Source organism: Bradyrhizobium niftali (assembly GCF_004571025.1).
In the GTDB taxonomy this organism is placed as follows: domain Bacteria; phylum Pseudomonadota; class Alphaproteobacteria; order Rhizobiales; family Xanthobacteraceae; genus Bradyrhizobium; species Bradyrhizobium niftali.
In genome coordinates this window covers 128,947-152,623 of sequence record NZ_SPQT01000002.1, presented here as the reverse complement: position 1 = coordinate 152,623, position 23,677 = coordinate 128,947, and the positions used below count along the sequence as shown (strand labels likewise).

At 61.7% G+C, this 23,677-nt stretch carries 19 protein-coding genes and 1 pseudogene; 10 read left to right on the top strand and 10 right to left on the bottom strand.

Going from position 1 to position 23,677, the window contains the following annotated elements:
- Positions 1 to 120: 120 nt before the first annotated feature.
- From E4K65_RS05770 to E4K65_RS05750, 5 genes are read left to right on the top strand one after another with little or no spacing between them, the layout of a single operon-like run.
- A complete protein-coding gene (locus tag E4K65_RS05770; protein WP_135173339.1) occupies positions 121 to 1,470 on the top strand; it encodes an MFS transporter in 1,350 nt (449 codons plus the stop codon).
- Positions 1,471 to 1,488: 18 nt separating this feature from the next.
- Positions 1,489 to 3,288, top strand: coding sequence for a CocE/NonD family hydrolase (locus E4K65_RS05765; protein ID WP_235885504.1), 1,800 nt, complete (start codon positions 1,489 to 1,491; stop codon positions 3,286 to 3,288).
- On the top strand, positions 3,285 to 4,211 hold the full coding sequence (gene kce, locus E4K65_RS05760; RefSeq protein WP_135173338.1) for a 3,5-dioxohexanoate:acetyl-CoA acetone transferase: 927 nt from the start codon (positions 3,285 to 3,287) through the stop codon (positions 4,209 to 4,211). Before E4K65_RS05765 ends, kce begins: the two co-directional genes overlap by 4 nt.
- Before the next feature lie 60 nt (positions 4,212 to 4,271).
- Entirely contained in the window at positions 4,272 to 5,012 is a 741-nt protein-coding gene (locus E4K65_RS05755) for an SDR family NAD(P)-dependent oxidoreductase (protein ID WP_135173337.1), read from the top strand.
- A gap of 44 nt (positions 5,013 to 5,056) precedes the next feature.
- On the top strand, positions 5,057 to 6,055 hold the full coding sequence (locus E4K65_RS05750; RefSeq protein WP_135173336.1) for an NADPH:quinone reductase: 999 nt from the start codon (positions 5,057 to 5,059) through the stop codon (positions 6,053 to 6,055).
- Positions 6,056 to 7,881: 1,826 nt separating this feature from the next.
- Here the strand turns inward: E4K65_RS05750 and E4K65_RS05735 are convergent.
- Complete coding sequence (locus tag E4K65_RS05735; RefSeq protein WP_135173334.1) at positions 7,882 to 8,094, bottom strand: hypothetical protein; 213 nt, start codon at positions 8,092 to 8,094, stop codon at positions 7,882 to 7,884.
- Positions 8,095 to 8,707: 613 nt separating this feature from the next.
- Here E4K65_RS05735 and E4K65_RS05730 point away from each other — a divergent pair.
- The 5 genes and pseudogenes from E4K65_RS05730 (at position 8,708) to E4K65_RS05710 (ending at position 14,965) form a co-directional block, all read left to right on the top strand.
- The gene (locus E4K65_RS05730; RefSeq protein ID WP_135173333.1) at positions 8,708 to 9,550 is read left to right on the top strand and encodes a DUF1194 domain-containing protein; all 843 of its coding nucleotides are present in this window, start codon (positions 8,708 to 8,710) and stop codon (positions 9,548 to 9,550) included.
- A gap of 271 nt (positions 9,551 to 9,821) precedes the next feature.
- Positions 9,822 to 10,376, top strand: coding sequence for a thioredoxin family protein (locus E4K65_RS05725; RefSeq protein WP_135173772.1), 555 nt, complete (start codon positions 9,822 to 9,824; stop codon positions 10,374 to 10,376).
- Positions 10,377 to 11,061: 685 nt separating this feature from the next.
- A pseudogene (locus E4K65_RS05720) lies at positions 11,062 to 12,220 on the top strand (saccharopine dehydrogenase family protein).
- A 183-nt stretch (positions 12,221 to 12,403) separates the two neighbouring features.
- Positions 12,404 to 13,687 carry a S41 family peptidase gene (locus E4K65_RS05715; RefSeq protein WP_135173332.1) on the top strand — a complete coding sequence of 428 codons (1,284 nt, stop codon included), beginning with the start codon at positions 12,404 to 12,406 and terminating at the stop codon, positions 13,685 to 13,687.
- 438 nt (positions 13,688 to 14,125) lie between these two features.
- The gene (locus E4K65_RS05710) at positions 14,126 to 14,965 is read left to right on the top strand and encodes a universal stress protein (protein ID WP_135173331.1); all 840 of its coding nucleotides are present in this window, start codon (positions 14,126 to 14,128) and stop codon (positions 14,963 to 14,965) included.
- A 649-nt stretch (positions 14,966 to 15,614) separates the two neighbouring features.
- Here the strand turns inward: E4K65_RS05710 and E4K65_RS05705 are convergent.
- The 9 genes from E4K65_RS05705 to E4K65_RS05665 all read right to left on the bottom strand — a co-directional run bounded on the left by E4K65_RS05705 (position 15,615) and on the right by E4K65_RS05665 (position 23,382).
- Positions 15,615 to 17,012: an FAD-binding oxidoreductase gene (locus E4K65_RS05705; protein WP_135173330.1), complete on the bottom strand. Its 1,398-nt coding sequence runs from the start codon at positions 17,010 to 17,012 to the stop codon at positions 15,615 to 15,617.
- Entirely contained in the window at positions 17,009 to 17,425 is a 417-nt protein-coding gene (locus E4K65_RS05700) for a PaaI family thioesterase (protein ID WP_135173329.1), read from the bottom strand. The genes E4K65_RS05705 and E4K65_RS05700 overlap by 4 nt, the downstream gene beginning before the upstream one ends.
- Positions 17,426 to 17,437: 12 nt before the next feature.
- The gene (locus tag E4K65_RS05695; RefSeq protein ID WP_135173328.1) at positions 17,438 to 18,670 is read right to left on the bottom strand and encodes a CaiB/BaiF CoA transferase family protein; all 1,233 of its coding nucleotides are present in this window, start codon (positions 18,668 to 18,670) and stop codon (positions 17,438 to 17,440) included.
- The gene (locus E4K65_RS05690; protein ID WP_135173327.1) at positions 18,657 to 19,361 is read right to left on the bottom strand and encodes a haloacid dehalogenase type II; all 705 of its coding nucleotides are present in this window, start codon (positions 19,359 to 19,361) and stop codon (positions 18,657 to 18,659) included. The genes E4K65_RS05695 and E4K65_RS05690 overlap by 14 nt, the downstream gene beginning before the upstream one ends.
- 124 nt (positions 19,362 to 19,485) lie before the next feature.
- Entirely contained in the window at positions 19,486 to 19,629 is a 144-nt protein-coding gene (locus tag E4K65_RS05685) for an aldehyde dehydrogenase family protein (protein WP_283813814.1), read from the bottom strand.
- A gap of 87 nt (positions 19,630 to 19,716) precedes the next feature.
- Positions 19,717 to 20,337, bottom strand: a complete 621-nt coding sequence (locus E4K65_RS05680; protein WP_235885503.1) for a thiamine pyrophosphate-dependent enzyme — start codon at positions 20,335 to 20,337, stop codon at positions 19,717 to 19,719.
- Positions 20,334 to 20,867, bottom strand: a complete 534-nt coding sequence (locus E4K65_RS05675; RefSeq protein ID WP_135173325.1) for a thiamine pyrophosphate-binding protein — start codon at positions 20,865 to 20,867, stop codon at positions 20,334 to 20,336. The genes E4K65_RS05680 and E4K65_RS05675 overlap by 4 nt, the downstream gene beginning before the upstream one ends.
- 23 nt (positions 20,868 to 20,890) lie before the next feature.
- The gene (locus tag E4K65_RS05670) at positions 20,891 to 22,303 is read right to left on the bottom strand and encodes an MFS transporter (protein WP_135173324.1); all 1,413 of its coding nucleotides are present in this window, start codon (positions 22,301 to 22,303) and stop codon (positions 20,891 to 20,893) included.
- Between the two features lie 164 nt (positions 22,304 to 22,467).
- Complete coding sequence (locus tag E4K65_RS05665; protein WP_135173323.1) at positions 22,468 to 23,382, bottom strand: LysR family transcriptional regulator; 915 nt, start codon at positions 23,380 to 23,382, stop codon at positions 22,468 to 22,470.
- Positions 23,383 to 23,677: the final 295 nt, after the last annotated feature.

The following is a 23,677-nucleotide window of genomic DNA, read 5'->3' as shown; positions in this document are numbered from 1 at the left end:
CCGTGGTCAGCATCGCGTTATGACCGTCATGCCGAGATAGTATTTCCTGCGGCAAGCTGCGGACCGGTATCCCCTCGCTCGAGACGACGTCAAGAAATTCGTCCGACAGGGAGACCGGCCATGAAGCAGCCTTCGGCAGCTGAGACGACCACGGTAGATGCGCGCCCGCTGGACTGGGTCCGCGACATCACCCCGTATCAATGGCGCGTCTTTGCGGTGGTGTGGCTGGGCTGGATTCTCGATTCCACCGATTTCGGGCTGTTCTCCTTCGTGTTGCGCCCGGCGCTCTCTGAGCTGCTCGGCAACCAAGCGAACCTTGCCGAGCTTGGCCGAATCGGCGGTCTGCTCAGCATGGTCGGCCTGTTGGGTTGGGCCCTTGGCGGCTTCGTGTTCGGGATCGTGGCTGACTATGCCGGCCGGCTGCGGACATTGGCCATCAGCATCCTGATCTTCAGCGTGTTCACCGGCCTGCAAGGGTTCGCACAGACACCGCTACAGCTCGGTATCTACCGCTTTCTCGCCGGCGTCGGCGCAGGCGCCGAGATTATCGTCGGAATCCCCCTGCTCGCGGAGGCGCTGTCCGGGCCTCACCGCGCCAAGGTCACCGGGATCATGATGACCGGCGGCGCGTTCGGCAGCCTGCTCGGGGCATCCGTGTACGGCCTGCTCGCGCCTCTCGGCTGGCGCTACGTGTTCGCAGCGGGCATCGCACCAGCACTGCTGCTGTTCCTGCTCCGCCGCGGCGTGGCCGAACCGGAGTCGTTTGCCGCGGTGCAGGCGCGGCGCTCGCGCGCCAGGCTCGCCGGAGCCGGCGTGTCGGATGCGGATCGCGAATTTCTTCGGTTCGTTCCGATGCAGCTCTTTGGACGCAAGCTGATCTTCAACACCATCATCGGACTGATGTTTTGCCTCGGCACGCTACTGTCGATCTGGACGAGCCTGATCTGGCTGCCCACGATCCAGAGCCTGATGCTGGAGAAGGACGCGATCAACGGCGCCGAGGCGATCGCGATCGTCAGCCATAATATGCAGCTCTGGAGCATCGGGGGCATCCTCGGTTACGCGACATTCGGCTTTATTGCCGACCGGATCGGCCGCCGCGCCACCATCGCCTTCTACAACCTCGGAACGCTGGCCGTCGGCCTCTACCTCTACTTCGGTGTCGACCACCACGCCCTCTATCCCTACCTGCTGCCGCTGTTCGGCTACTTCGTCTGGGGCGTGTTCTCCGGCCACGCCATCTACGTGCCGGAGCTCTTCCCGACGCACGTTCGAGCCACTGCATTGTCGTTCTGCAACGGGACCGGACGCATCATTACGAGCTTCGGACCGCTTGTCGCGGGCCTGCTGGTCGCGCCGTTCGGCGGAAATTTCAGCAAGGCGGCCGGCGTGATGACCTGCTTTGCGCTGCTCAGCCTGCTCGCGGTCACCATCGGCCGCGAGACCAGGGACGACGCGCTGCCGCAATAGACCGGAAAGGACAATCGAATGCGAGGGAGTGAAGAGATGTCGCTGATGGAGCAGCCCGTTGCAGCCGATCCTCACCGGGTCGAGCGGCGAGACGGCATGATCGTCGAATGGGACGTGCCGATCGCGATGGATGACGGGGTCGTGCTGCGGGCAGACGTGTTTCGCCCGCCGGGCAGCGCCGCCTGCCCGGTCATCATGAGCTACGGGCCTTACGCCAAGGGCTTGTCGTTTCAGCAGGGCTATCCCTCGGCGTGGCAGCAGATGGTCGAGCAATTCCCGGAGGTCACGCATGGATCGAGCGGCCTCTATCAAAACTGGGAAGTCGTCGATCCCGAACGCTGGGTGCCGGATGGCTACGCCTGCGTGAGGGTCGACGGACGCGGTGCCGGGCGGTCGCCCGGTCACATCGAGCCCTGGTCAGGGCGCGAGAGCCGCGACTTCTACGCCTGCATCGAGTGGGCCGCGGCCCAGCCCTGGTCGAACGGCAAGGTCGGCCTCAACGGCATTTCCTACTACGGCATGAACCAATGGCAGGTGGCGTCGCTGCGCCCGCCTCACCTCGCGGCGATCTGCGTCTGGGAAGGTGCGGCCGATTTCTATCGCGACGTCAGCCATCACGGCGGCATCTATTGCACGTTCCTCGCCAACTGGTACCGCCAGCAGGTCACGTCGGTCCAGCATGGCCTCGGTCGCCGCGGTCCTCGCAGCGTCCTCACCGGCGATCTGGTCTGCGGTCCGGAGACGCTGGACGCCGATGAACTCGCGGCACGCTGTAGCGATCTCGGTGAAGACGTCTATTCCCGTCCGCTCTGGGATCCGTTTTACCAGGAGCGGTCCGCGCGGTGGGACCAGATCGATGTGCCCTTGCTGTCCGCAGCCAATTGGGGCGGCAACGGGTTGCACCTGCGCGGCAATATCGAGGGATTCCTCCGCGCTGCGTCCAAACACAAATGGCTGGAAGTCCACGGCCGCGAGCACTGGACCGAGTTCTACACGAACTACGGCGTGGACGTTCAAAAGCGCTTCTTCGACCATTTCCTCAAGCGCGAAGCCAACGGATGGGACAAGGAGCCGCCGGTCAAGCTCTGGCTGCGCCACGTCGATCGCTTCGAGCCGCGCAGCGAACAGCAATGGCCGATCGCGCGCACCGAGTGGCGCAAGCTGTTCCTCCATTGCAGCAACCTGGTCCTGCTCCCTTATCAACCCGAGCTGCAGGCAAGCCACAGCTACGCCGGACTGGGCGACGGCGCCACATTCCTGCTCCCGGCGCAGGATCGCGAGTTGGAGATCACCGGACCGCTTGCGGCAAAGTTGTTCGTCTCTTCTGAGACCACCGACGCCGACCTGTTCCTGGTCCTCCGGCTGTTCTCGCCCGACATGAAAGAGGTGGTATTCCAGGGCGCGCTCGATCCGCACACGCCGATCGCGCAAGGCTGGCTGCGCGCCTCGCATCGCAAGCTCGATCCGCGGCAATCGACGGTCTATCGGCCGTATCATCCGCATGACGAGATCGAGCCTCTGCAACCCGGCCGCATCTACGAACTCGACATCGAGATCTGGCCGACCTCGATCGTCGTGCCGGCGGGTTACCGGCTGGCGCTCACCGTGCGCGGCAAGGACTACGAGTATTCCGGCCCGTCGGCCCGCCTTTCCAATATCCGCAACGAGATGCGCGGCTGCGGCCCCTTCCTGCACGACGATCCCCGCGATCGGCCGGCGTCCATCTTCGGCGGCAAGGTGACTTTACACGCCGGGCCCGCCTGCCCTTCACACCTGCTCGTGCCGATCGTGCCAGCCAAAGCGAACACCGCGCCATGACGTCGAAAGTCATCATCACCTGCGCCATCACAGGGGCGATCCACACCCCTTCCATGTCGCCCCATTTGCCGATCACGCCGGATCAGATCATCGACGAGGCGGTCGCCGCCAGCGAGGCGGGAGCCGCCATCCTGCATCTGCATGCGCGCGATCCCGAAACCGGAAAGCCCGATCAGAACCCGGAAGCCTTTGCCAGGTTCCTGCCTCGCCTCAAGCAGCGCTGCGGAGCTGTGATCAACCTCACCACCGGCGGCAGCCCCTACATGAAGGTCGAGGAGCGGGTCCAACCCGCGGCCCGCTTCAAGCCGGAAGTCGCCTCGCTCAACATGGGCTCGGTCAATTTCGGGCTGTTCAAGCTGCTCGACCGTTACAGCGACTTCAAATTCGAGTGGGAACGCCAGCATCTGGAGGCAACGCGCGATCTCGTGTTCCGCAATTCGTTCAAGGACATCGAATACATCCTAGAGACTTGCTACGGCAGCGACACAAGGTTCGAGTTCGAGTGCTACGACATCGGGCATCTCTACAATCTCGCGCATTTTCTTGACCGAGGGCTGGTGCGTCCGCCGCTGTTCGTGCAGTCGGTGTTCGGCATTCTCGGCGGCATCGGCACCCACCCCGAAGACGTGATGCACATGAAGCGGACAGCCGACCGGCTGTTTGGCGCTCAGTATCGTTGGTCGGTGCTGGGTGCAGGATCCGCACAAATGCGAATTGCGGCAATGGCCGCCGCCATGGGCGGTCACGTCCGCGTAGGGCTTGAGGATTCGCTTTGGTCCGGCAAAGGCCGCCTGGCGCGATCCAATGCCGAGCAGGTCACCCTCGCCCGCAAGATCATCGAGGGCCTCGGACTGGAGGTCGCAAGCGCCGACGAAGCCAGGGACATGCTCGCGCTCAAAGGTGCGGCGCGCGTGGCGTTCTAGCGCGGTGCGGCAAGCAACAGACGCCTGCGCACTCCCCCGAATGAATCAAGGAGACCTCTGATGGACCGTGCATCACCACTCAATGGCCTGACTGTGCTGGTAACCGGCGCCGGCCGCGGCATCGGCCGCGCCTGCGCGCTGTCCAGCGCGCAGGCCGGCGCCCGCGTCGTGGCCGTTGCCCGGACCCGGCGCGACCTCGACGATCTCAAGGAGGAAGCAGGCCCCCGGCTCGAGACCCGACAGGCCGATGTCACCGAGCAGGCGTTCTGGCGCGAGCTGGAGTCGAACTCCAACATCGACGTACTCGTCAACAATGCCGGTACCAATCGGCTTCAGGCCATCGACGAAGTCGACGATGCGACACTCGACCTACTCCTCATGTTCAACGTCCGCTCGGCGTTCAAGACTTCGCAGGCGGTCGCCAGGTCCATGATTGCACGGCGACGCGGTGGCGCGATCATCCACATCTCGTCTCAGATGGGTCACGTCGGAGCCGCCAAACGCAGCGTCTATTGCATGACCAAACATGCCATCGAAGGCTTGACCAAGGCGATGGCCATCGAGCTCGCCGCACATGACATCCGGGTCAATGCCGTCGCCCCGACCATTGTGGAGACATCGATGACTGCGCCATTCCTGCAAGATGCGTCGTATCGGCAGTTTGCGATGGACACCATTCCGCTGAAGCGGGTCGCCGAGCCGCAAGACGTCGCCGAAGCGGTCGTCTACCTCGCCTCACCCGCCGCCCGGCTCGTCACCGGCACCAGCCTCAAAGTCGACGGCGGCGCGACGGCGCAATGAGGCGTGCTTTCGCCTTTGAATGATCCAACTGAAAGGTACTAGCGATGCGCGCAGCATTCTATACACGGCAGGGTCCGGCGCATGAGGTCCTGCAGATCGGCGAACAGCCGACCCCAGCACCGGGACCGGGAGAAGTCCGCGTCAAGCTGCGGATCTCAGGCGTTAACCCTTCCGACTGGAAGGTTCGCCGTGGCGGATTTGGCCGCGGGCTCGCCGCGCCGCTGGTGATTCCGCATAGCGACGGCGCCGGGGATATCGACGCCGTCGGTCCCGGCGTTGCCGATCGCGTCGGCGAACGCGTATGGGTCTGGAACGGCCAATGGAAGCGTCCGCACGGCACCGCGGCCGAATACATCGTGCTGCCGAGCGCGCAGGCGGTGCCGCTGCCGGCCAATGTCGGCTACGACGAGGGTGCCTGCCTCGGCATCCCTGCCCTGACCGCGGTCCAGGCCGTTCGCCTTGCCAACATCGATCAACACGCGACCGTGCTGGTTGCCGGCGGCGCGGGATCGGTCGCCCACTATGCTATCCAGTTGGCCAAGCTGCGCGGCGCCACGGTCATCACAACGGTCAGCGGGGACGCCAAGGCGGAGCATGCAAGGCGCGGCGGGGCGGATCACGTCGTCAACTACAGGACCGAGGATGTCGGCGCGCGCGTCAGAGACATCACCCAGGGGCGCGGCGTCGACACAATCATTGAGCTCGACCTGACGTCGAACGCGAAGCTGTATCCCCTACTGCTTCGTCCTCACGGCACGGTCGTGGTGTATGGCATGTCGGCCAACGAGTCGGCTCTGCCCAGCCTCTGGCTGATGCAGAACTCGATCACGCTGCGCCTGTTCCTGATCTATGATATTTCTGACGCGGATCGACTGGCCGGCATCGCCGAATTGACCAAGATCCTGAGCGAAGGCCGGTTGGTCCACGCCATAGCGCGCCACTTGCCACTCGAAGCGATCGACGAAGCCCACGACACGATAGAGCGCGGAGATGTCGTAGGAAACGTCGTCCTCGACATATCCGAGGAAACCCCTGGTCGATGAGCAAAAAGACCAGTCTGACAGGCTAGGTTTCGCGTCTGAGGCACCTGGACGCAACGAATGGGGCTACGCCTTGTCCAAAGCTAGCGCGATGTCCGTGAGGAGATCGAGTTCGCGATGAAGACGCCCTGCCTTTCTGCGCGTTAAAATACGCAGCAGTACGCCGTCCGCGTAAGAACACTGGGATATCGGCTTCGGCCGGATTAAATCCAAGCATGCAACTCCGGCCGACCACCTCGACGTCGAATAAAAGAGAACGAGAACGCGCCCCGAAATACGCCAAACTACGCGAAGGCCGCCGCTAGCCCTACTCCCACTCAATCATTTAGGACGAGATTACCTCATTGATTTGCAAGCACAAAGTTTCAAGGCTGGCGATCAAATGCCGACGGGATAGCCGCCCTAACTTTTCGGTCTTGAATCCACAGGAAAATTCATATCGCTCGGAGGAATGGTTACTTCGGCAAGTATCGGAGTCAATCGATTAACCGGACGCGCGTGCCTAGCCGCAGGGCCGCCACTCACACTCGCACCACTTTACTTCCGATACCGTCAATGATCAGGAAACCCCTGTTTCGAGCTGTCGGGTAATCGCTCGCACCGCTCACCGGACAATCCGTCTATCGACATTCAGGTCCGCTTCGCGGCCAAGAGCTGCCCTCCGCGTGAGGTCGCATCTTGAACCGCATGAGACATCCAGCGGCCCCACTCGTCTGACCCGAGCAGTTATGGCCGGTCGATGCTAAACGGCGACGGTGGAGACACCAACGTGCCCAGAATATCCGCATCGATGCAAAGGGTGCCGATCCCACTGGACTCGCGCGCGTGTAGGCGGAAGTTGCGCGGCTGCGGACCGACTTGCCCGCAACTGTCGTTCCGGTAGTCAGAAAGGCGAAGGATGCTTTAGCTGCTCAGGGGGCGGCTTTCGGGCCGCCCTACTCTGCCCGGTTTATCGATATCACGCGATGGGCTACCGCTGATGTCCGAGTCCAATTCCAAGGACTAGTGCCTTTTGGCGGAGTGCACCAATACTGCGCTTCGTCAATTTGGATATCTTGGTAACCGGCGTGCGTGCTTTTGAGTGGACTTTGAGTTCTTTGATGTCTGTCTTCGTCCATTCGCGCCGCTTCACGGCTTTCTTGGCTGCCTTCTTCACAATCATTGCTCCTTTCGAGAGGAGCGGCTTTTAACATAGCTTTTCCGTAATGACGACCGTCGAGAAAACGAAACGATCACAGGAGCTCGCGCAGCCGCGCCAACTCAACGACATGCTCGTGAGATAACACTTCGGTTACTAGAGGCGGCTGTGGCGTGCAGTGGATTTCGTATAGAAGGCGCGCTGATAAGGGCTTCGCCATGAATTCTCGCATGCAGTCATCTAGCGTGCCATCAACGACGGCATATGGGCCTGAATCCGCCGCGCGAGGGCCACTTACGAAGATTCGCTGGCGCCTGGAAATTGATCTGAAGTTCGTCGCTGTTCATTTTAGCCTGCCCCGTCAACACAAACTATTCACCTTCGTAAAACCGGCTAACGCTCCAACGGCTCTGAGCTTTGTCCAGATCGCCTAACTCACGAAGACACCGCTCGAGCCGTAGCCGGCTTCTTCAAACGATTCCTTGGGCGGCTCCCTCTTTCTGGGAAAGGGCAACTATCAGGCCCACCGAGAACAAGAGCCATGCCGCCAACCACCAACGCAATACTCACTTTGCCCATTGGAACATTCCCAAAAAATGCGGAGTAGCGGAACCTCCGAATTTCAGCAATGCGCGGTATGGGTCGCCGCAGCGAGGTGTTGGCGTAGACCGCTTCGTCGAGTTCGCCCGCCTCAGTTGGCGGTCTCTTTCACCCGGCCCTTGCCTTCGCAGACCTTGCACTTGGGCGGGTAAATTCTGCGACCGCCCTCCAGTTGCTCAACTGGCTCATGCCCCGTGCCGCCGCATGCCGAACACTTCGTTTCGGAGATTTTCAACCTTGGCCGCTTCATTCGTTTCATTGCTTTCGAGACCATGGCGCGACAGTCAAACAATGCGATGCTCAACAAGAGTGTCCAGTTTCGTCTCGATCAACAACAACGGGTACGAATTAACGTTGAGCAGAACGGTTAAGTTTGGTGGGAGTCCCGTAATTTTGCGGACAACGCGTGCATTCCCTTAACTCTCTATCGAAAGTGCGCCGCACGATTCCGGGGTCGCGATTCAGCACGTCGCGTGTCCTGCCGGCCTCGTGTATGACGCTCGCGTTCGCCGCCTTGAGTGCCGCCCCCTTTGGGGACTTAGAAAGCTACGCTCGCCGTTCTTTCCTAATCTCTTCCCTGTCCTGCGTCAGCGTCGACCCCATCTGCGACGTTCGGCATTCGACGGAAGATCACCTCTATTCGATCGGCGGAATGGTGCGCAACCAGGCAACGAGGGCATTGAGATCCTGCTCAGTCATCTTGCTAACTGGAACCTGGGAAGTCTCATCCGTGACAGGCAAAGCCTTTGGGGTTGGCGCGACCCGACTCTTTCTGGAAGCACGAGGCAGCTCCGGGCTTCTGCTCATCGTCCAGAGCAAGCCTCGATTGCTGCGAACGTGAACGGCAATTGCATGTTTCCGCTTTTCGATGCGCGTTTTGGGTGTCACCATGCTCGTGAAAGGACGGGAGGGCCGCCATGCGCTGGTGTGTCTCGGTCGGGGCGGTGCTTGTTGCGGGGGCGATGGTCGGAGGTGATGTTGCTGGCATTGCCGCGCCGGCCCCGAACTCTCGATTCGCCGACACCAACCACAGTGTACAGCCCGTCAATGTCGAGCTCGCTATCGCCGTCGACGTCTCCTATTCGATGGATATGGACGAACTTGCCATTCAGCGCGAGGGCTATGCACAGGCCATCGTTTCGAAAGACTTCCTGCAGGCGTTGAGGGCCGTTCCGGGCAGCAAGGTGGCCGTGACCTATTTCGAGTGGTCGATGTCGGGCGACGAGAAGATCATCGTTCCCTGGCGCATGATCGACGGCCCGGAATCGGCGGATGCAGTGGCCGCCGAGATCATGAAAACACCGGTTCGCCGAGGTTCGAGTACCTCGATTTCCGGTGCGATCAATTTCGCACTGCAGCTGTTCGAAGAGAGCCCGTATCGCGGGTTGCGGCGCGTCATCGACATTTCCGGCGATGGGCCGAACAACAACGGAGCCCCCGTAACCGGCGCGCGTGACGCTGCCCTGGAGAAAGGCATTATTATCAACGGCCTCCCGATCATGGTGAAGGAGCCATCCCTCTCGACGACCGATATTGAGAATCTCGATCTCTATTACGAGGACTGCGTGATCGGCGGGCCGGGCGCCTTCATCATGACGATCAAAGATCGCGAAAAATTCCAGGAAGCGATCCGGACCAAGCTTGTTCTCGAAGTTGCGGGCCTCAAGCCAGAGAGCAGGATCGTCCCAGCCGCCGAGAAAGAGCCCCGGGTGCCCTGTCTGATCGGCGAAAAAAAATCGCAGGAGCGCGGCCGGCGGTGAGTGTCGAGACAATCATTCAGAGCCGCCGGACGAACAAGCTTTAGACCGCAGTTTATCATGGTCGCCGCCCCACGCGCCGGAGCATTGGAGGTGCTAACGTCCGTTCGTGGCCGACACCGACGAATTCCCGCGCTCGTCCAAATGGCAGTTGTTAAGGGTCGACCGGAAATGGCTGACGTATGGCCAAAACGACGCGACTGGCGAGCAGGTTTTGGAAACCGTGCCCCAGCAGGCCGTCGTCAGCATATATTGGGGCACAAGGAGGTGCGATATGGCAACAGCAGCTACCCAAGTCGTTTTTGATACGCCGGCGGCGGTGTTCCAGCTTCCGGCCACCGACGGCAAGACTTACGCACTAGACGACGTTGCGGGCAAAAAAGGCACGGTCGTCGTCTTCATCTGCAACCATTGTCCCTATGTTAAAGCGGTGATCGACCGCATGGTTTCGGACGCCCGCGTGCTGATGTCGGAGAGCATAGGCTTTGCGGCGATTTGCTCGAACGATGCGGCGAGCTATCCCGAAGACTCGTTTGAAAATATGAAGCGCTTCGCGAAGGCTCATGATTTCCCGTTTCCATATCTCCACGACGAGACCCAGACAGTCGCTCGGGCGTATGGGGCGGTCTGTACGCCGGACTTCTTCGGTTACAATGCCGACCGCAAGCTCAAGTATCGCGGCCGGCTCGACGAAGGGCGCACAACTCAGCCTCGCGCGGGGGCGCCCCGAGAGCTTGTCGAGGCCATGCACGCGATTGCGACCACCGGTCTGGCGCCGGCTGACCAAAAGGCGTCTATTGGCTGCTCGATCAAATGGAAGGACGAATGAAGCCGATCCCTATCAGCAGGTTTCGTATCTGAGACCGCCGCGTGCGGCTGCATTTGCTGCGCATGTGCGATTTTGACTGGCGGCATCACGAGGACCCTGCGGCTGCTGCCGGAGTCGCGTTCGCCCCTTCTCCTTCAAGTCTGCTTCCGGGGCAACACGAGGCTTCGGCTCCCGCGATCCGACCCGTCAGTGCTGCGTCGCTTTTGCGACACCGATCGACTCCTCGGCCGCCTCGATGTCTGCTCCCGAGCGCTCGGACGAGACTTGCTCACCTGAGTTCTTCCGGTGTTGGCCCGTTTAGGACATGCCAACCGGCCCGGAAACTGTCCGCTTGTCGAGGGGAGACCGGAAGTGGCTCGCCCGCGCGGTCAAAATGGCATATTGACTCCAACCGGACGTTGCGCGCCCCAAGACAGGAACTGTGGTATCTTCCGTCAAACGCGATGGGACGGTTCAATGAATGCGGCTGCCCCCTCGAATGGCACTTGCTGCGCGTCCTCGTGTCCTCGCCGGGCGCCGGGACAGCGCAAAATGGCATGGCATCCCCACCTCTTAGGCGCCTGCTCGGCCCGCGCCGACGAGGTGATCGAATGAGCGCGCCAGGCAAGCTGGTGCGATCCAGCTGGCGGAAGACCGGTCCGAGTAAGGGATAGCGCTCTCCCGGGTCTCGAGGAGGACCAACGTCGTGAAGCGGGACTTCGACCTCATCGTCTATGGCGCGACGGGTTACACCGGCCGTCTCGTCGCCGAATACCTGGCGACGTCCTATCGCGGCGGCGATGCTCCGTCCTGGGCGATCGCGGGACGCTCGACCGACAAGCTCCAGAAGGTGCGTGCCGACATCGGCGCACCAGACGATTTGCCTTTGGTGAGGGCGGATGCCGGCGAGCCGGCCAGCCTACGTTCGATGTGCGAGCGTGCGGCCGTAATTATCACGACGGTCGGGCCTTATCAGCTTTACGGCCCCGAGCTTGTGGCGGCCTGCGCGGCCACGGGCACCGGCTATGTCGATCTATGCGGCGAACCGGCTTGGATGCGGCGCATGATCGACGCCCATCACGAAGAGGCGAAACGGACCGGCGCGCGCATCGTTTTCTCCTGCGGCTTCGATTCCATCCCCTTCGATCTCGGCGTGCTCATCTTGCAGGAGAAGGCGCGCGAGAAATTCAGACGCCCGGCGCGGCGGGTCAAAGCCCGCCTGCGCAAGGTGAAAGGCGGCATGTCTGGCGGCACCGCGGCGAGCGCTCAGGCGACGTTGGCCGCCGCCGCGCGCGACCCGGCCCTGATCCGGCTGCTGACCGATCCCTTCGCGTTGACGCCGGGGTTTACCGGGCCGTCTCAGCCGTCGGGCCTTATCCCCGAATACGACCGTGTGGCTCGTGCCGTTCCCCATGGCGCCGATTAACACCAAGAATGTGCACCGCACGAATTTCCTGTTGGGTCATCCCTACGGCAGGGACTTCGTTTACGACGAGATGATGGTCGCGCCGGGATTTGGGGAAATCGGTCGCGTGACGACGGAGACCTTCGCCACCATATTTTCCCTGCTCGGGACCGGCGGTCTCAAAGCCGGTGCAGGCCCGACTCGGGAAGAGCGCGAGAAGGGCTTCTACGATATTCTCTTCCTGGGCGAACTGCCGGATGGCGGACGGGTCGAGGCAGTGGTCACGGGCGACCGCGATCCGGGCTACGGCTCGACCAGCAAGATGATCGCCGAAAGCGCTCTCTGCCTCGTGCACGACGTGCAGGGCGAGGGCGGCATCTGGACGCCGGGCGCGCTGATGGGGCCGGCGTTGCGCGAGCGTCTCAAGGAGCGCGCCGGCCTCACCTTCAGCGCGCGTTGAGGTAACGCTCAGAACAGCAGCGGTGCACCGGACTACTTGGATCGTGACCAACGAAAGCGCGGATTGACGAGCGCGGCCTCAAATCCGGTTCAATGGCCGCTTTCGGCCCGTCTGAGACATCCCTCTGGCTCTGAGAATGTTCGATTATCGGGACAGCGACGAGCTCCATCGCAAGGTTGCACGATGAAGAAGGTAATCAACTCAGCACAGTCGCGCCGCCACTTTTTGCGGCTCACGTCAATGGCCACAGCATCAGCTCTAACTCCAACGGTGTTGTGGGCCGAGCAGCAAGAAGCAGCGGATTCGGCCACATCCCAGGCCGTGCCTGCACGCATCGCCACGTTCGAGAATGTATGGCGGACCGTGCGAGACCGGTTCTACGATCCGCACCTACACGGGCTCGATTGGTCGGCGGTCCGGGAACGTTACTTGCCGGACGCCACGCGGGCGAGTTCCGAAGAAGCGCTGGCCGGCGTCATTAATAGCATGCTCTCGGAGCTGCATGCTTCGCACACCCGCTACTACACACCATACGAACCAGAGTACTACCAGCTTTCCGATATCTTTGCTGGTGCGTTAAGGCGGCGCGGACTGGAACGTGTTTTTCCGAGTGGCCGTATCTCCTATCCCGGCATTGGCGTCCTCTCGCGTCTCGACATGCAGGGTCGCAACATGATCACCGGTGTTATAGAAGGCACGCCGGCCCAACAAGCCGGCCTGCTCGCTGGCGATGTGATCGTCTTCGCCGATGGTGCACCGTTTCAGCCGGTAGAGTCATTCCGTGGCAAGGTCGGCAAGGAAGTTGTATTGGGGCTGCGTCGTGCCGGCGCACTTATGCAAATATCGGTTACTCCGGTCGAAATTGAGCCCAACAAAATGTTCTTGGACGGCCTAAAGGCCAGTGCCCGTATAATACCGGCCAAAGGTCGAAGCATCGGCTATGTTCATGTCTGGTGCTACGCTGGCTCCGTGTATCAGCGGACGCTCGAGCATCTTCTATCGCAGAGTCCCCTGAACGGCGCCGACGCGCTGATCTGGGACTTGCGCGATGGCTGGGGCGGCGCGATCCCCGGGTATCTCGATTTGTTCAACACGCGAGCGCCGACGATGCAGGTCACTGATCGCAATGGCGCAAGCGAACTCGAGAACGTGAAGTGGCGCAAGCCTGTCGCCATGCTTGTCAACGGTGGCACCCGCAGCGGCAAGGAGATCCTTGCCTATGGCTTCAAGAAATATCGGCTTGGCGAGGTCATCGGTAGCCGGACCGAGGGAGCTGTCCTCGCTGCGACGGCATTTCTCATCGACGGCGGCTTGCTGTTGCTCGCGGTCGGGGACGTGCAGCTCGACGGCGAGCGGCTAGAAGGCGTTGGCGTCGCACCCACAATCGAGATCCAAGCTGACCCGGGCTCCGTGGGTCTAGGTGATCCTCAACTCGATCGTGCAATCGCGGTCCTATCCGGTGCCTGATCCTCGCGAGGCGGTCCCGCTGGCTCTGACGCTGATCCGCGAGGACCAGACGCCACGAGTGAAATGCTGAGTTTCTTGCGAGCATTCGCTTAGCCAGGTTAGAGTTAGCTAGTCCGCTCGTGGCCCCTGTGAGACGTTCGGGGCCAGCCGAATGCCGGTTTGCGCCCGCCAAGAGCTGCCACATGAGAACGGCCTGCCCGGTTCGCAATACAGCTCATTGCCAGGATAAGCACCGATCGGACGAACGACCGTGATCTACGATGCCTGATGTCGAACAGCACGCCGGGCAGTGCTAACATGGAGGGCTAATCGCTCGGCATTTTGATACAGATCTGCACCGCGATCGGAGGGATCTATCGGCCTTGGTCGCAAGCCGTTAGCCTTCAAAGGCGACTAGACGTTGTAAGTCAATGTTCACCTGAAACACGGGGGTTAAGAATGAAGACGATCTTGGTCCCGATCCAAAACATTGCGCTCATGACATCCGCACTCGAGGCCGCCGCACGTCTCGCGCAACGTACCGGCGCCTACATCGAAGGCTTTCCGCTCCGGCTCGGTATCCCTCAATATTTAGTCGCAGAATTAGCCACCGGCATCCCTTTGGATTCTTACCATGCGAAGAGCCAAGAAGAGTTAGTCGAAATGCACCGTTTGTTCGAAGCGTTCATGCTAAAGCACGATATTCCTCCAGCCACTGCAGGCTCGAGCCGACCATGCTTCGGCTGGTTGGAAACCGCGCCTGAGGGTGAAGACTTTGTTGGAAGTTATGGGCGTGCTTTCGACGTCATTGTAATGCCGCGGTCCGACGTTGATGCTGCCGGCCCTCACCGGCGCGCCATTGAATCCGCACTGTTTGAGAGCGGCAGGCCCGTCCTACTGGTACCATTAGATCCGCCGAGCACCATCGCGACAAACATCGTGATCCACTGGAACGGCAGTACCGAGCAGGCTCGGGCAAATGCATTTGCTATGCCGTTGCTTCGTCTGGCGGACAGGGTAACGGTGCTGACCGTGATCGGCGGGCAAGAAGTACCAGGCCCATCCGCCGCTCAGATAGTCCAACAATTGCTGTACAACGACATTGCCGCCAAGCAATTGAGCATTGAACTGGAAGGCCGCGACACTGGTGAGGCGGTCCTTGACGCCGCCAGAGCACAAGGCTGCGATCTGTTGATAAAGGGAGCCTTCACCCGCAACAGGCTGAGGCAAATGATATTCGGCGGCGCGACCAGCTACATCATGGAGCATGCGGATCTGTCCGTCCTCATGGCGCATTAGAACTGCGCCTACAATTCTGCCGTGCGCTCCGATGCGATGGGCGCTTCTCCCGCCGTCAGCTTGCAAACACGGAGAAACCCTTAAGGCATTAACTTCAGCTCTAGCCGACAAGAGATCCAGTTCGGCTGTGAAAGTTGATCACGACCGCTCTGCGCCCAATAGCCGCCGTTCCCAAATTAGAGGGCCTCGGCCGGGCAGCTCCGGCCCTCCTGCACGCTCTAGTTCGCCGCAGTACTCCGTCAGCTAAAACGCGGTGGAGTGCCGACCTCCAGCGGGTTAGGTCTAAACCCCCAACTGTCGTTATCGCCGATTGAAAGTAACTAGGGGTCACCCGCCCAAAACTACACCAAACCGCGCAATAGCACTCGATCGCCCTACTCCCACTCAATGATTTAGGAAGACGTTTTCGCGTTGATTTCCAAGCACAAATTCTCAAAGCTGACGGTTTAATGCCGACGGTATACCCGCCGGAATTTTTCGGTCTTGAGTTCACAGGAAAATTTGCAAGGCCCTGAGGGTTGGCAGCTTCAGCAAGTATCGGAATCAATCGACGCACTAGACGTAGACCAAGTCGAATCGGCCTCCTCTAGGGCTTTCGCCGACTTCCAGCCGATACCGTCAGCGGTCATTCTGCCGGTTCGCTTTGCGATCATCGGAATATCTTGCCGGGATTGAACGAGCCGTCCTCGTCGAGCGCCGACTTGATCCGGCGCATAAGATCGAGCTCGACCGGATCTCTTTTGCTTTCAAGCAGGCCTACCTTAGCCCGACCGATACCGTGTTCGGCCGAAAACGTCCCGCCTAGGGAGAGCACGATATCGTAGATCGCCTGGCTGATCTGCCTGCCGTGCTCCGCGGCTCGTTCGGCGCCGAGCGCCGCGGGCAGGACGACGTTCAGGTGGATGTTGCCGTCTCCGACATGACCGAACGGAACGACCGTCACATCAGGGAAGCCGGCTTCGACGTCGGCGCGGCTTCGGCGCAGAAGCTCGGGCACATTTGCCACCGGCACAGCGACGTCGTGTTTGAAGTCGCGTCCCGCCTTCTTCTGGACCTCGGTCTGGTCTTCACGAAGGCGCCAGATCTGCTTCTGTTGTTCTCCGCTCTGGGCAAGCGCGGCATCGACGATGGTGCCGTCCTCGAGCCTGTCGGCGAGGAACGCTTCCAGCATGTCCTTCAGACCGGCTTCCGGACGGCTCGAAGTCAGTTCGACAAGGACGTAGTGGTCCGCCTTCTCGACGGGCGAACGAAGCCCTTCGCGCTTCGCCAGCTCGACGCACGAGCCCGAGAGGTACTCGATGGCACGCACATTCCCATCCGCGGCCGCGCGCAGCTTCATCCAGAAATCCAGCACCTGGTCCTCGGTCTCGACCGCGCAGAAGGCGACCTCGCGACCGACCGGCAGGGGAGCGAGCTTCATTGCCGCGGCCGCGATGATGCCGAGCGTTCCCTCAGAACCGGCGAAGAGGTGCTTGAGGGCGTAGCCGGTGTTGTCCTTCCGGAGCGTGCGCAGGCCGTTCCAGATCCGTCCGTCGGGAAGTACGACCTCCATTCCGAGCAGAAGATCTCTCGCGCTCCCGTACCGTACGGCAGAAATGCCGCCTGCGTTCGTCGCCAGCGCGCCACCGAGCGTGGCGGTGCCTTCCGAGGCGAAGGACAAGGGAAACAGCGCGTCCGCCTCCGCTGCCGCGCTCTGAAGTTCGGCGATCGTCGCGCCCGCTTCCGCGACGACGGACATGTCGACCGGGTCGACGGTCCGGATCTTCTTCATGGCGCCGGTACTGACGACAATCTGGAGACCGGTTTCGTCCGGCGTCGAGCCACCCACTAGCCCTGTGTTGCCGCCTTGAGGAACGACGTTGACGCCGGCCTCCTGACAGATCCGAACGCTGCGCGAGAGCAGGCTCGTCGTTCTGGGGCGCAGCACGCAGGCTGCGTTGCCGCGAAGCAGACCGCGCCAGTCCGAGAGATATCCGTCCGCCAGCGCCGGATCGGTGATGCAATCGGAGCCCAGCAACTCCCGGAGCTTGGCGACGACGTCGTTCACAACTGCTTCCAGGTGGATGTCGCGTGCGCGATCGTTTCTCCGGCGCCATCCTGGGCGGACGACTGCAGGAAGAAGGTCTTGCGTCCCTTCTTCAGAAAACTGGCGCGGCAGGTCACCACGCTGGTTCGGACCGGGGCGAAATACTGGACCTTCATCTCGAGCGTCGCGCCGGCGCCGAACTGATGCTTAAGAAGATGTCCCATCGAGATGTCGAGGGCCGTCGCCAGAACGCCGCCGTGGAGCGAGCCCTGCGGGTTGAACATGTAGGGCTTCACGTCGAGAGAGACGATGCAGGCATCGGCCTCATAGGAGACCGTCATCCCGAAGAAGCGTGACAGGAAGAACGATCCGAATTCATGGCGGCCGTCGCCCATGGCTGCCACGACCAGTTCCCGAACCTGCGCCTCGTCCATCCGTTCTGCTCCCTATTCGGCCGACTGCTTCAGCGCGGCATCTCCGAAGGCCCCCATGGAGGCGAGATCTAACACCTCCTTCCGCGTCCAACCGAGCCAGTGCTCGAACACCTCAACGGTGTGCTCGCCGAGAGTCGGCGGCGGCGTGGACGGCGCGGGGGGCTTGTCGTCGAAACGCAGCGGCCGGGCCACGAACTTGACTTCGCCGGCGACCCTGTGTGTCACGGTCTGGACCATGTCGCGCTGAACGAGCTGAGGCGCTTCGCAGACCTCGCCGACCGTCCTGATCGCGCCGCACGGAATGCCGGTTCCGCTGAAGATCTCGAGCCAACGGTCGCGCGGCTCGGACTTGAAGATCGGACGCAGAATCGCGCCGAGCGCGGCGCGGTTCGCCGCCCGCTTGGGCGCCGTGTCGAAGCGGGGGTCGGCTTCGAGGTCCTTGCGACCGATGACGGCGCAGAACAGCAACCAGAACTTGTCATTGGCCACGCCGAGGTTGAACCAGCCGTCGATCGCCTCGAAGGTTTCGTAGGGACTGATCGTGGGGTGAACGTTCCCGCGACGCTTCGGGCTTTCTCCGGACGCGAAGTACATGCCGGCGTTGAACGTCAGCAGCGAGGCCATGGCGTCCAGCATGGAGACGTCGACCCGTCCGCCGACGCCGCTCCTCTCGCGCTTCATGAGCGCTGCGAGCACCGCCTGCGATGCGTAGAGCCCGGTGACGAGGTCGGCGATGGACGTGCCGACCTTCGTGGGCGGCCCGTCCGGATCTCCGGTGATGTCCATGACGCCGGACTCGCCCTGGAGGATCAGGTCGTAACCGGGCCGGCTCGCGTCCGGACCGGTCCGGCCGAAGCCGGAGATGCTGCACTGGATGAGCTTGGGATTGTGGGCGCTCATCGCTTCGTAGGACAGGCCCCATTTATCGAGGGTCCCTGGCCTGAAGTTGTCGATCACGACGTCAGCGGCCCTGGCGAGCGCGATCACCGCGTCCTGCCCCGCCGGCGACTTCAGATCGATCGCGCAGCTGCGCTTGTTGCGATTGACCGACAGAAAGTACGAACTCTCCCCGTTGACGAACGGAGGACCGTATCGGCGACTCTCGTCGCCGATACGGGGATCTTCGATCTTCACGACGTCCGCACCGAGATCGCCGAGATGCATCGTGGCGAAGGGGCCGGAGACGACGCGGCACAGGTCCAGGACCTTGATGCCGGAGAGAGCTTCCGTACTAGACGATCGCATCCGCCAGATCCTTCATCGTGGGGGCGGTGATGTCGGGCTTGTGCGGCGTCTCTTCAAACGGCCGATCGCGGCGATTGATCATCGCGGTACGCATGCCGGCCGACTTCGCCCCGATGACGTCGAACGCATGGTTGGCGACGAAGAGGATCTGATCCATCTTGAGGCCGAGGATCTCGGCGGCCTTCGTGTAGGTCGCGACGTGCGGCTTGAAGGAGTTCGCCTCGGCGACGGAGATCACGTTGTCGAACGGGATCTTGTGATACTTCTTGGCCGTCTCAAGCATGTCGCGGTCGCCGTTGGAGAGCACGACCAGCTTGTACCTGGTCTGCAGCTTCGCCAGCGCCGCCGGCACCTCGGGAAAGCATTCGAGCTTCTCGATCTCGCCCACCAGGTACTTCACCTCGTCCTTCGTGTACTTGATGCCCGACCGGTCCATGACCTGGGAGACGGCGCGGTGACCGATCTCGCGATAGGGCGTGTGCTCGCGGTGGAGCAGCGCGTCGATCATCGAGTTCTCGAAGTGGGTGCGGCGCCACCAGGTGACGAAGGAGTTCGGGTTGCCCGTCCAGCCCTTCCCCTCGAGGAACGGCGTCGCGATCTTGACAAGGCCACCCTGCATGTCGACGACGGTGCCGTACTGGTCGAACATGCACACCTTCACTGTGTCCTTCAGTTTCTGGATGTTGGTCATTGCTTCTTCCCTTGCTCATTGGCGGAATGGATGATCTGGATTTGACCGCATCCATCGCCATTTTCGAAATGGATTGTTCTTCTGCGTACATTCACGACGTGAATGCGAAGCGTAGGTGCACGCTTCAGGTCAGCCGCATGCGGAATGCCGTCTTCGCCGCGGCGACGGCTGCATCGACGTCCTGCGGGCCGCTGTCTGGAATCTCGCACCAGTTTTCGTTGTGATAGGGATCAAGGCTCGGCATCCACTTGCCGGACGCCGACGCAATCTTCTTGCCACCGATGAGGTTTTCGAATCGTCGGACGCTCTTCCTTCTGAAAGGTCGCGATGGGCACCGTCATGGCGCCGGAAAGCATCAGGCTCGTGCCTGATCGGCAGCCAGGCTCCGCATGAAGCGCGAAGCGATGAGGGTCCCTTCCCGCTCCGGTACCGTGCGCGGCTGGTCCCCCGGCTTGATCTTGAGGACGCCGACTAGCGTGCCGGCCTTCGCGCGCAACATGGGTTGCAGCGCCGCGATCTCCTCCGGGCGGGTGAGAACCGAAGCGTTCTGGATCCCGCAGGCACGGGCGACCGCCGCAAGGTCAGTGCCGAAGCCGGTCGCAGTCCTTTGCATCCCGGTCTCGGCGTATTGTTCGTTGTCGAGGACGAGGATCGAGAGATTGGCCGGTCGGTGCTGCGCGATGGTAGAAAACGCGCCGAGCCCCATCAGCATCTCGCCGTCGCCAGTAAACACGATGACGGGCCGTTCCGGACGCGACAGGGCGAGGCCCAGACCCACCATAGCGGCCGAGCCCATGGCGCCCCAGTCGTAGAAGTTCAGATCGTGATCGCCCGCAGCGAACACGTCGTAGACCGGCGAGCCCAGGCCAGCGACTACAAGCGCATTCCCACGATCCTTGAGCAATTCCGCGACTGCTGGACGACGTTCGATCATCTTGAAACCCCTGAATTCCCGGTCCGACCGGATCTTCGTCATTTCGACCAGTTCTTGCGACCGATCAGTCGCTGCGAGAGCAGCACCGCCGTGCTTCGGCTGGAGTAGAACGCCTGGTCGATCGCGCCGGAACAAATGTCGCCGACGGACTTCGCGTCCTCCGCACGGAAGACGTCAAAGCCCATCAGTTCCAGAGCGGCGCCGGCGCGCTTGCCCATCGGGATCTGCCAAGGCACGAACTCTGCGAACTCCCCGCGCATCGTCACCAGCAGAACGAGTGGCAGGCGGCAGTTTTCAGCGAGCGTGAAGAGGTTCAGGCAGTTGCCGACGCCGGAAGACTGCATCAGCAGCACGCTGCGCTGCCCACCGAGGAAAAGCCCGGCCGCCAGGCCGACGCCTTCTTCCTCGGTTGTGAGCACTGTGGTTCCGATCTCCGGATCGTCCGCGCAGAGATCGATGAGCCCGCGGTGCCCGCCGTCCGGAACGTAGGATACGTGCTGGATGTTCGCAGCTTTGAACACCGAGTAGATGTCCCGTTGCCAAGGTCTGATCGCCTGATCTTGATCCGACATGTCCGATCCGCCCTAAGTTTCGACTAGACCTCGATGCCAACAACCTTCCGGCCGGAGGCCGTGGCTCCCGCTTCGGTCGGCGCACCTGACACTTCCTCGAGCGCGCGTCCCTTGGTCTCGAAGCCGAAGATCATGAAGACCACCGCCTGGAAGAGGAGAATGCCCGCGAGCGTCACCAGCACCCCGACGAGCCCCTTCCATGCGAAGATCGCGATGACGGCGAACTGGACCATGGCGGTCGTTACGCGACCCGCAGTCGCGCAGATAGCGGTGCCGCGCAGTCTGTAGCGGGTCGGAAAAAGCTCCGGCACGTGCATGGCAAAGCCGGTCGCCAGCATCACATAGATCGCGGTGACGAGCATGAAGCCGACCGCGACGAGCGGAGCGCCGTCTGGCATGAACGGGTACGCAAGACCGAAGGCCGCCGCAGCGATCGACGATCCGATGATCAACGGCTTGCGGCCGATCGCATCCGCCAGAGCCAAACCGATCAGGGAGCCGATCGGGCCGCCCAGCGACATCAGGGTCGTGTAGCCGAGCGACGACACGACGCTGTGGCCGCCCTTGACCATGAACGTCGGCAACCAGCCGATGAAGCCGTACAGGCTGAAGCCGACGACGATGTGCAGAAGACTGCCGAGCAGGGTCCGGCCGAGGTAGGGCGGCGCGAACAGACGCCAGACCGAACCGCCCTCGTTCTCCACACGCTGCGCAGTCGACACTGGCGGCAGAGGTCCCTTCTTCGCCGCCTCCGCTTCGATGCGGGCGAGGATCGCTTCGGCTTCGTCGGCGCGGCCGTTGGCAGCCAGCCACCGAGGGGACTCGGGCATCGACTTCCGGAGGAACCAAACGATCATCGCCAGCACGCCGACGAGGCCGAACATGTAGCGCCACCCGAGGCTCGGAATGACCCACAGGCCGATCATCGACGAGACGAACAGGGAAAAGTTGGTGATCACGGCCAGGATACCGATCCATCGGCCGCGGGACGATGCAGGGACGAACTCGGTCAGCGTTGCGTAACCGACAACGATCTCTGCGCCCAGCCCGATCCCGATGACGAAGCGCGCGGCGATCAGTGCCTGCATGGACGGAGCAAGCGCCGCGGCCAGAGAGGCGAGACCGAAAATGGCAAGATTGACCTGATAGGAGAAGCGGCGACCGTAGCGATCGCCTAGAATGCCCGAGAACCATGCTCCCAAGGTCATGCCGATGAAGGTTGCGGTGACGAACGCCGCATTGAGTTCAAGTGTCGACCAACCCTCCTTCAGCACGGCGCCGAGAACGCCGCCGGCGAGGTAGATGTCGAAGGCGTCGAGAAACATGCCCGCGCCGATCAGCGCAAGGATTCGCCAATGAAAGCCGCAAATCGGCAGCCGATCGAGGCGAGCGCCCGCGTTGACCGATGCCACCTGTACGTCCGAAATCGCTTGCATCTATCCCTCCCAGGGGTCCACAGAGATCGACCGAAATTGTTTGGGAGCAGGATGGAGATCGGGATGGCGGCGTCTAATCGGAATCCGCTATTCCATTATTTGGCAGATCAATAATCCTGCTGTTGCTGCGGATTATCGAAAGATGGTCAGTGAGCTGCCCTCTCTCAGTCGTTGTCGGGAAGGCTTCGCGTGGCATCGACGAAGATCGAACGCAACCAGTTCAGGTCCTGACTGGCATCGTGCCTTCGGTGCCAATACATCGACCATTCGAAGGGATCAGACGCGAACGGCAGGTCTCTGATCGCCAGATCTTCCGCGACCATCGCGAAGGCCAGGCGCCGCGGCATGACCGACAACAGATCGGAATCCCGCAGCACGTGCGGGACCAACAGCCAATGGGGAACGTTGACCGCGACCCGGCGGGTCAGCCCTTGCCGGGCGAGCACGTCATCGACGAAACGGAGGTCTGTCGGCGACATCGAGACCTTGAGATGCGCCGCCTGGAGGAACGTCTCCATCGTAAGGGGTCGCTGCGCCAAAGGGTGGCCTTCGCGCATGACGCACACCATCCTGTCCTTCATCAGGACGACCGACTTGATCGAATTCGAATGCGCGAGACCCATCGAGATCGCAAGGTCGATTTCGTCCTTCTCCAAGGCCTCCACCGTATGCGTCGGTGAATAGTGCACGACGTCGAGCTGCGCGGAGGGGGCCGTCGTTGCCAACGTCTTGCCGACGGCGGGAAGAAGAAGACGGCTGAGAAGATCGGACAACCTCACGGAAAAGCTCCGTGTGGTGGTGGTCGGATCGAAAGCGGACTCGCTGTCCAGGAGGCGCTCCAACTGCCGCAAAAGCCGCTTCACCGGCTCCGCCAGTTCGATTGCACGCGGCGTGGCCTGCATGCCATTGGCCGTCCGGACAAGAAGCTCATCCTTGAAGATGTGACGCAGCCTGGAGAGCGCATTGCTCATTGCGGGTTGACTAAGGCCAATCCTGTCGGCAGCACGGGTTACGTGAAGGTCCGAAAGAAGAGCGTTAAGAGCGACCAGAAGATTGAGATCGACAGATCTGAGGTTCATGACATACCGTCATTGATATCACGAATAGTGCAACCTGGAAAATCCACAATACAAATCTTGATCGATCGGCGTCAACGTCCCCTCTCGGAGAGTCTAGGTGACCCAGTTCGGGCCAGTCGATCGGCGGCGATCGGGCGGCGCGCACCGGAGCTCATAGAAGCTTGGATGAAGCAGACTAGATCGTTCCTCGCGCCAGCGCTGTTGCCGAGCAAACTCAGTCCGTAGGCGCAATGCCATCGCGGGCGGCCTCAAATGAAGGCCTCGGCTCAGGCAGCTCCAGCTCTTCTGCACGCTG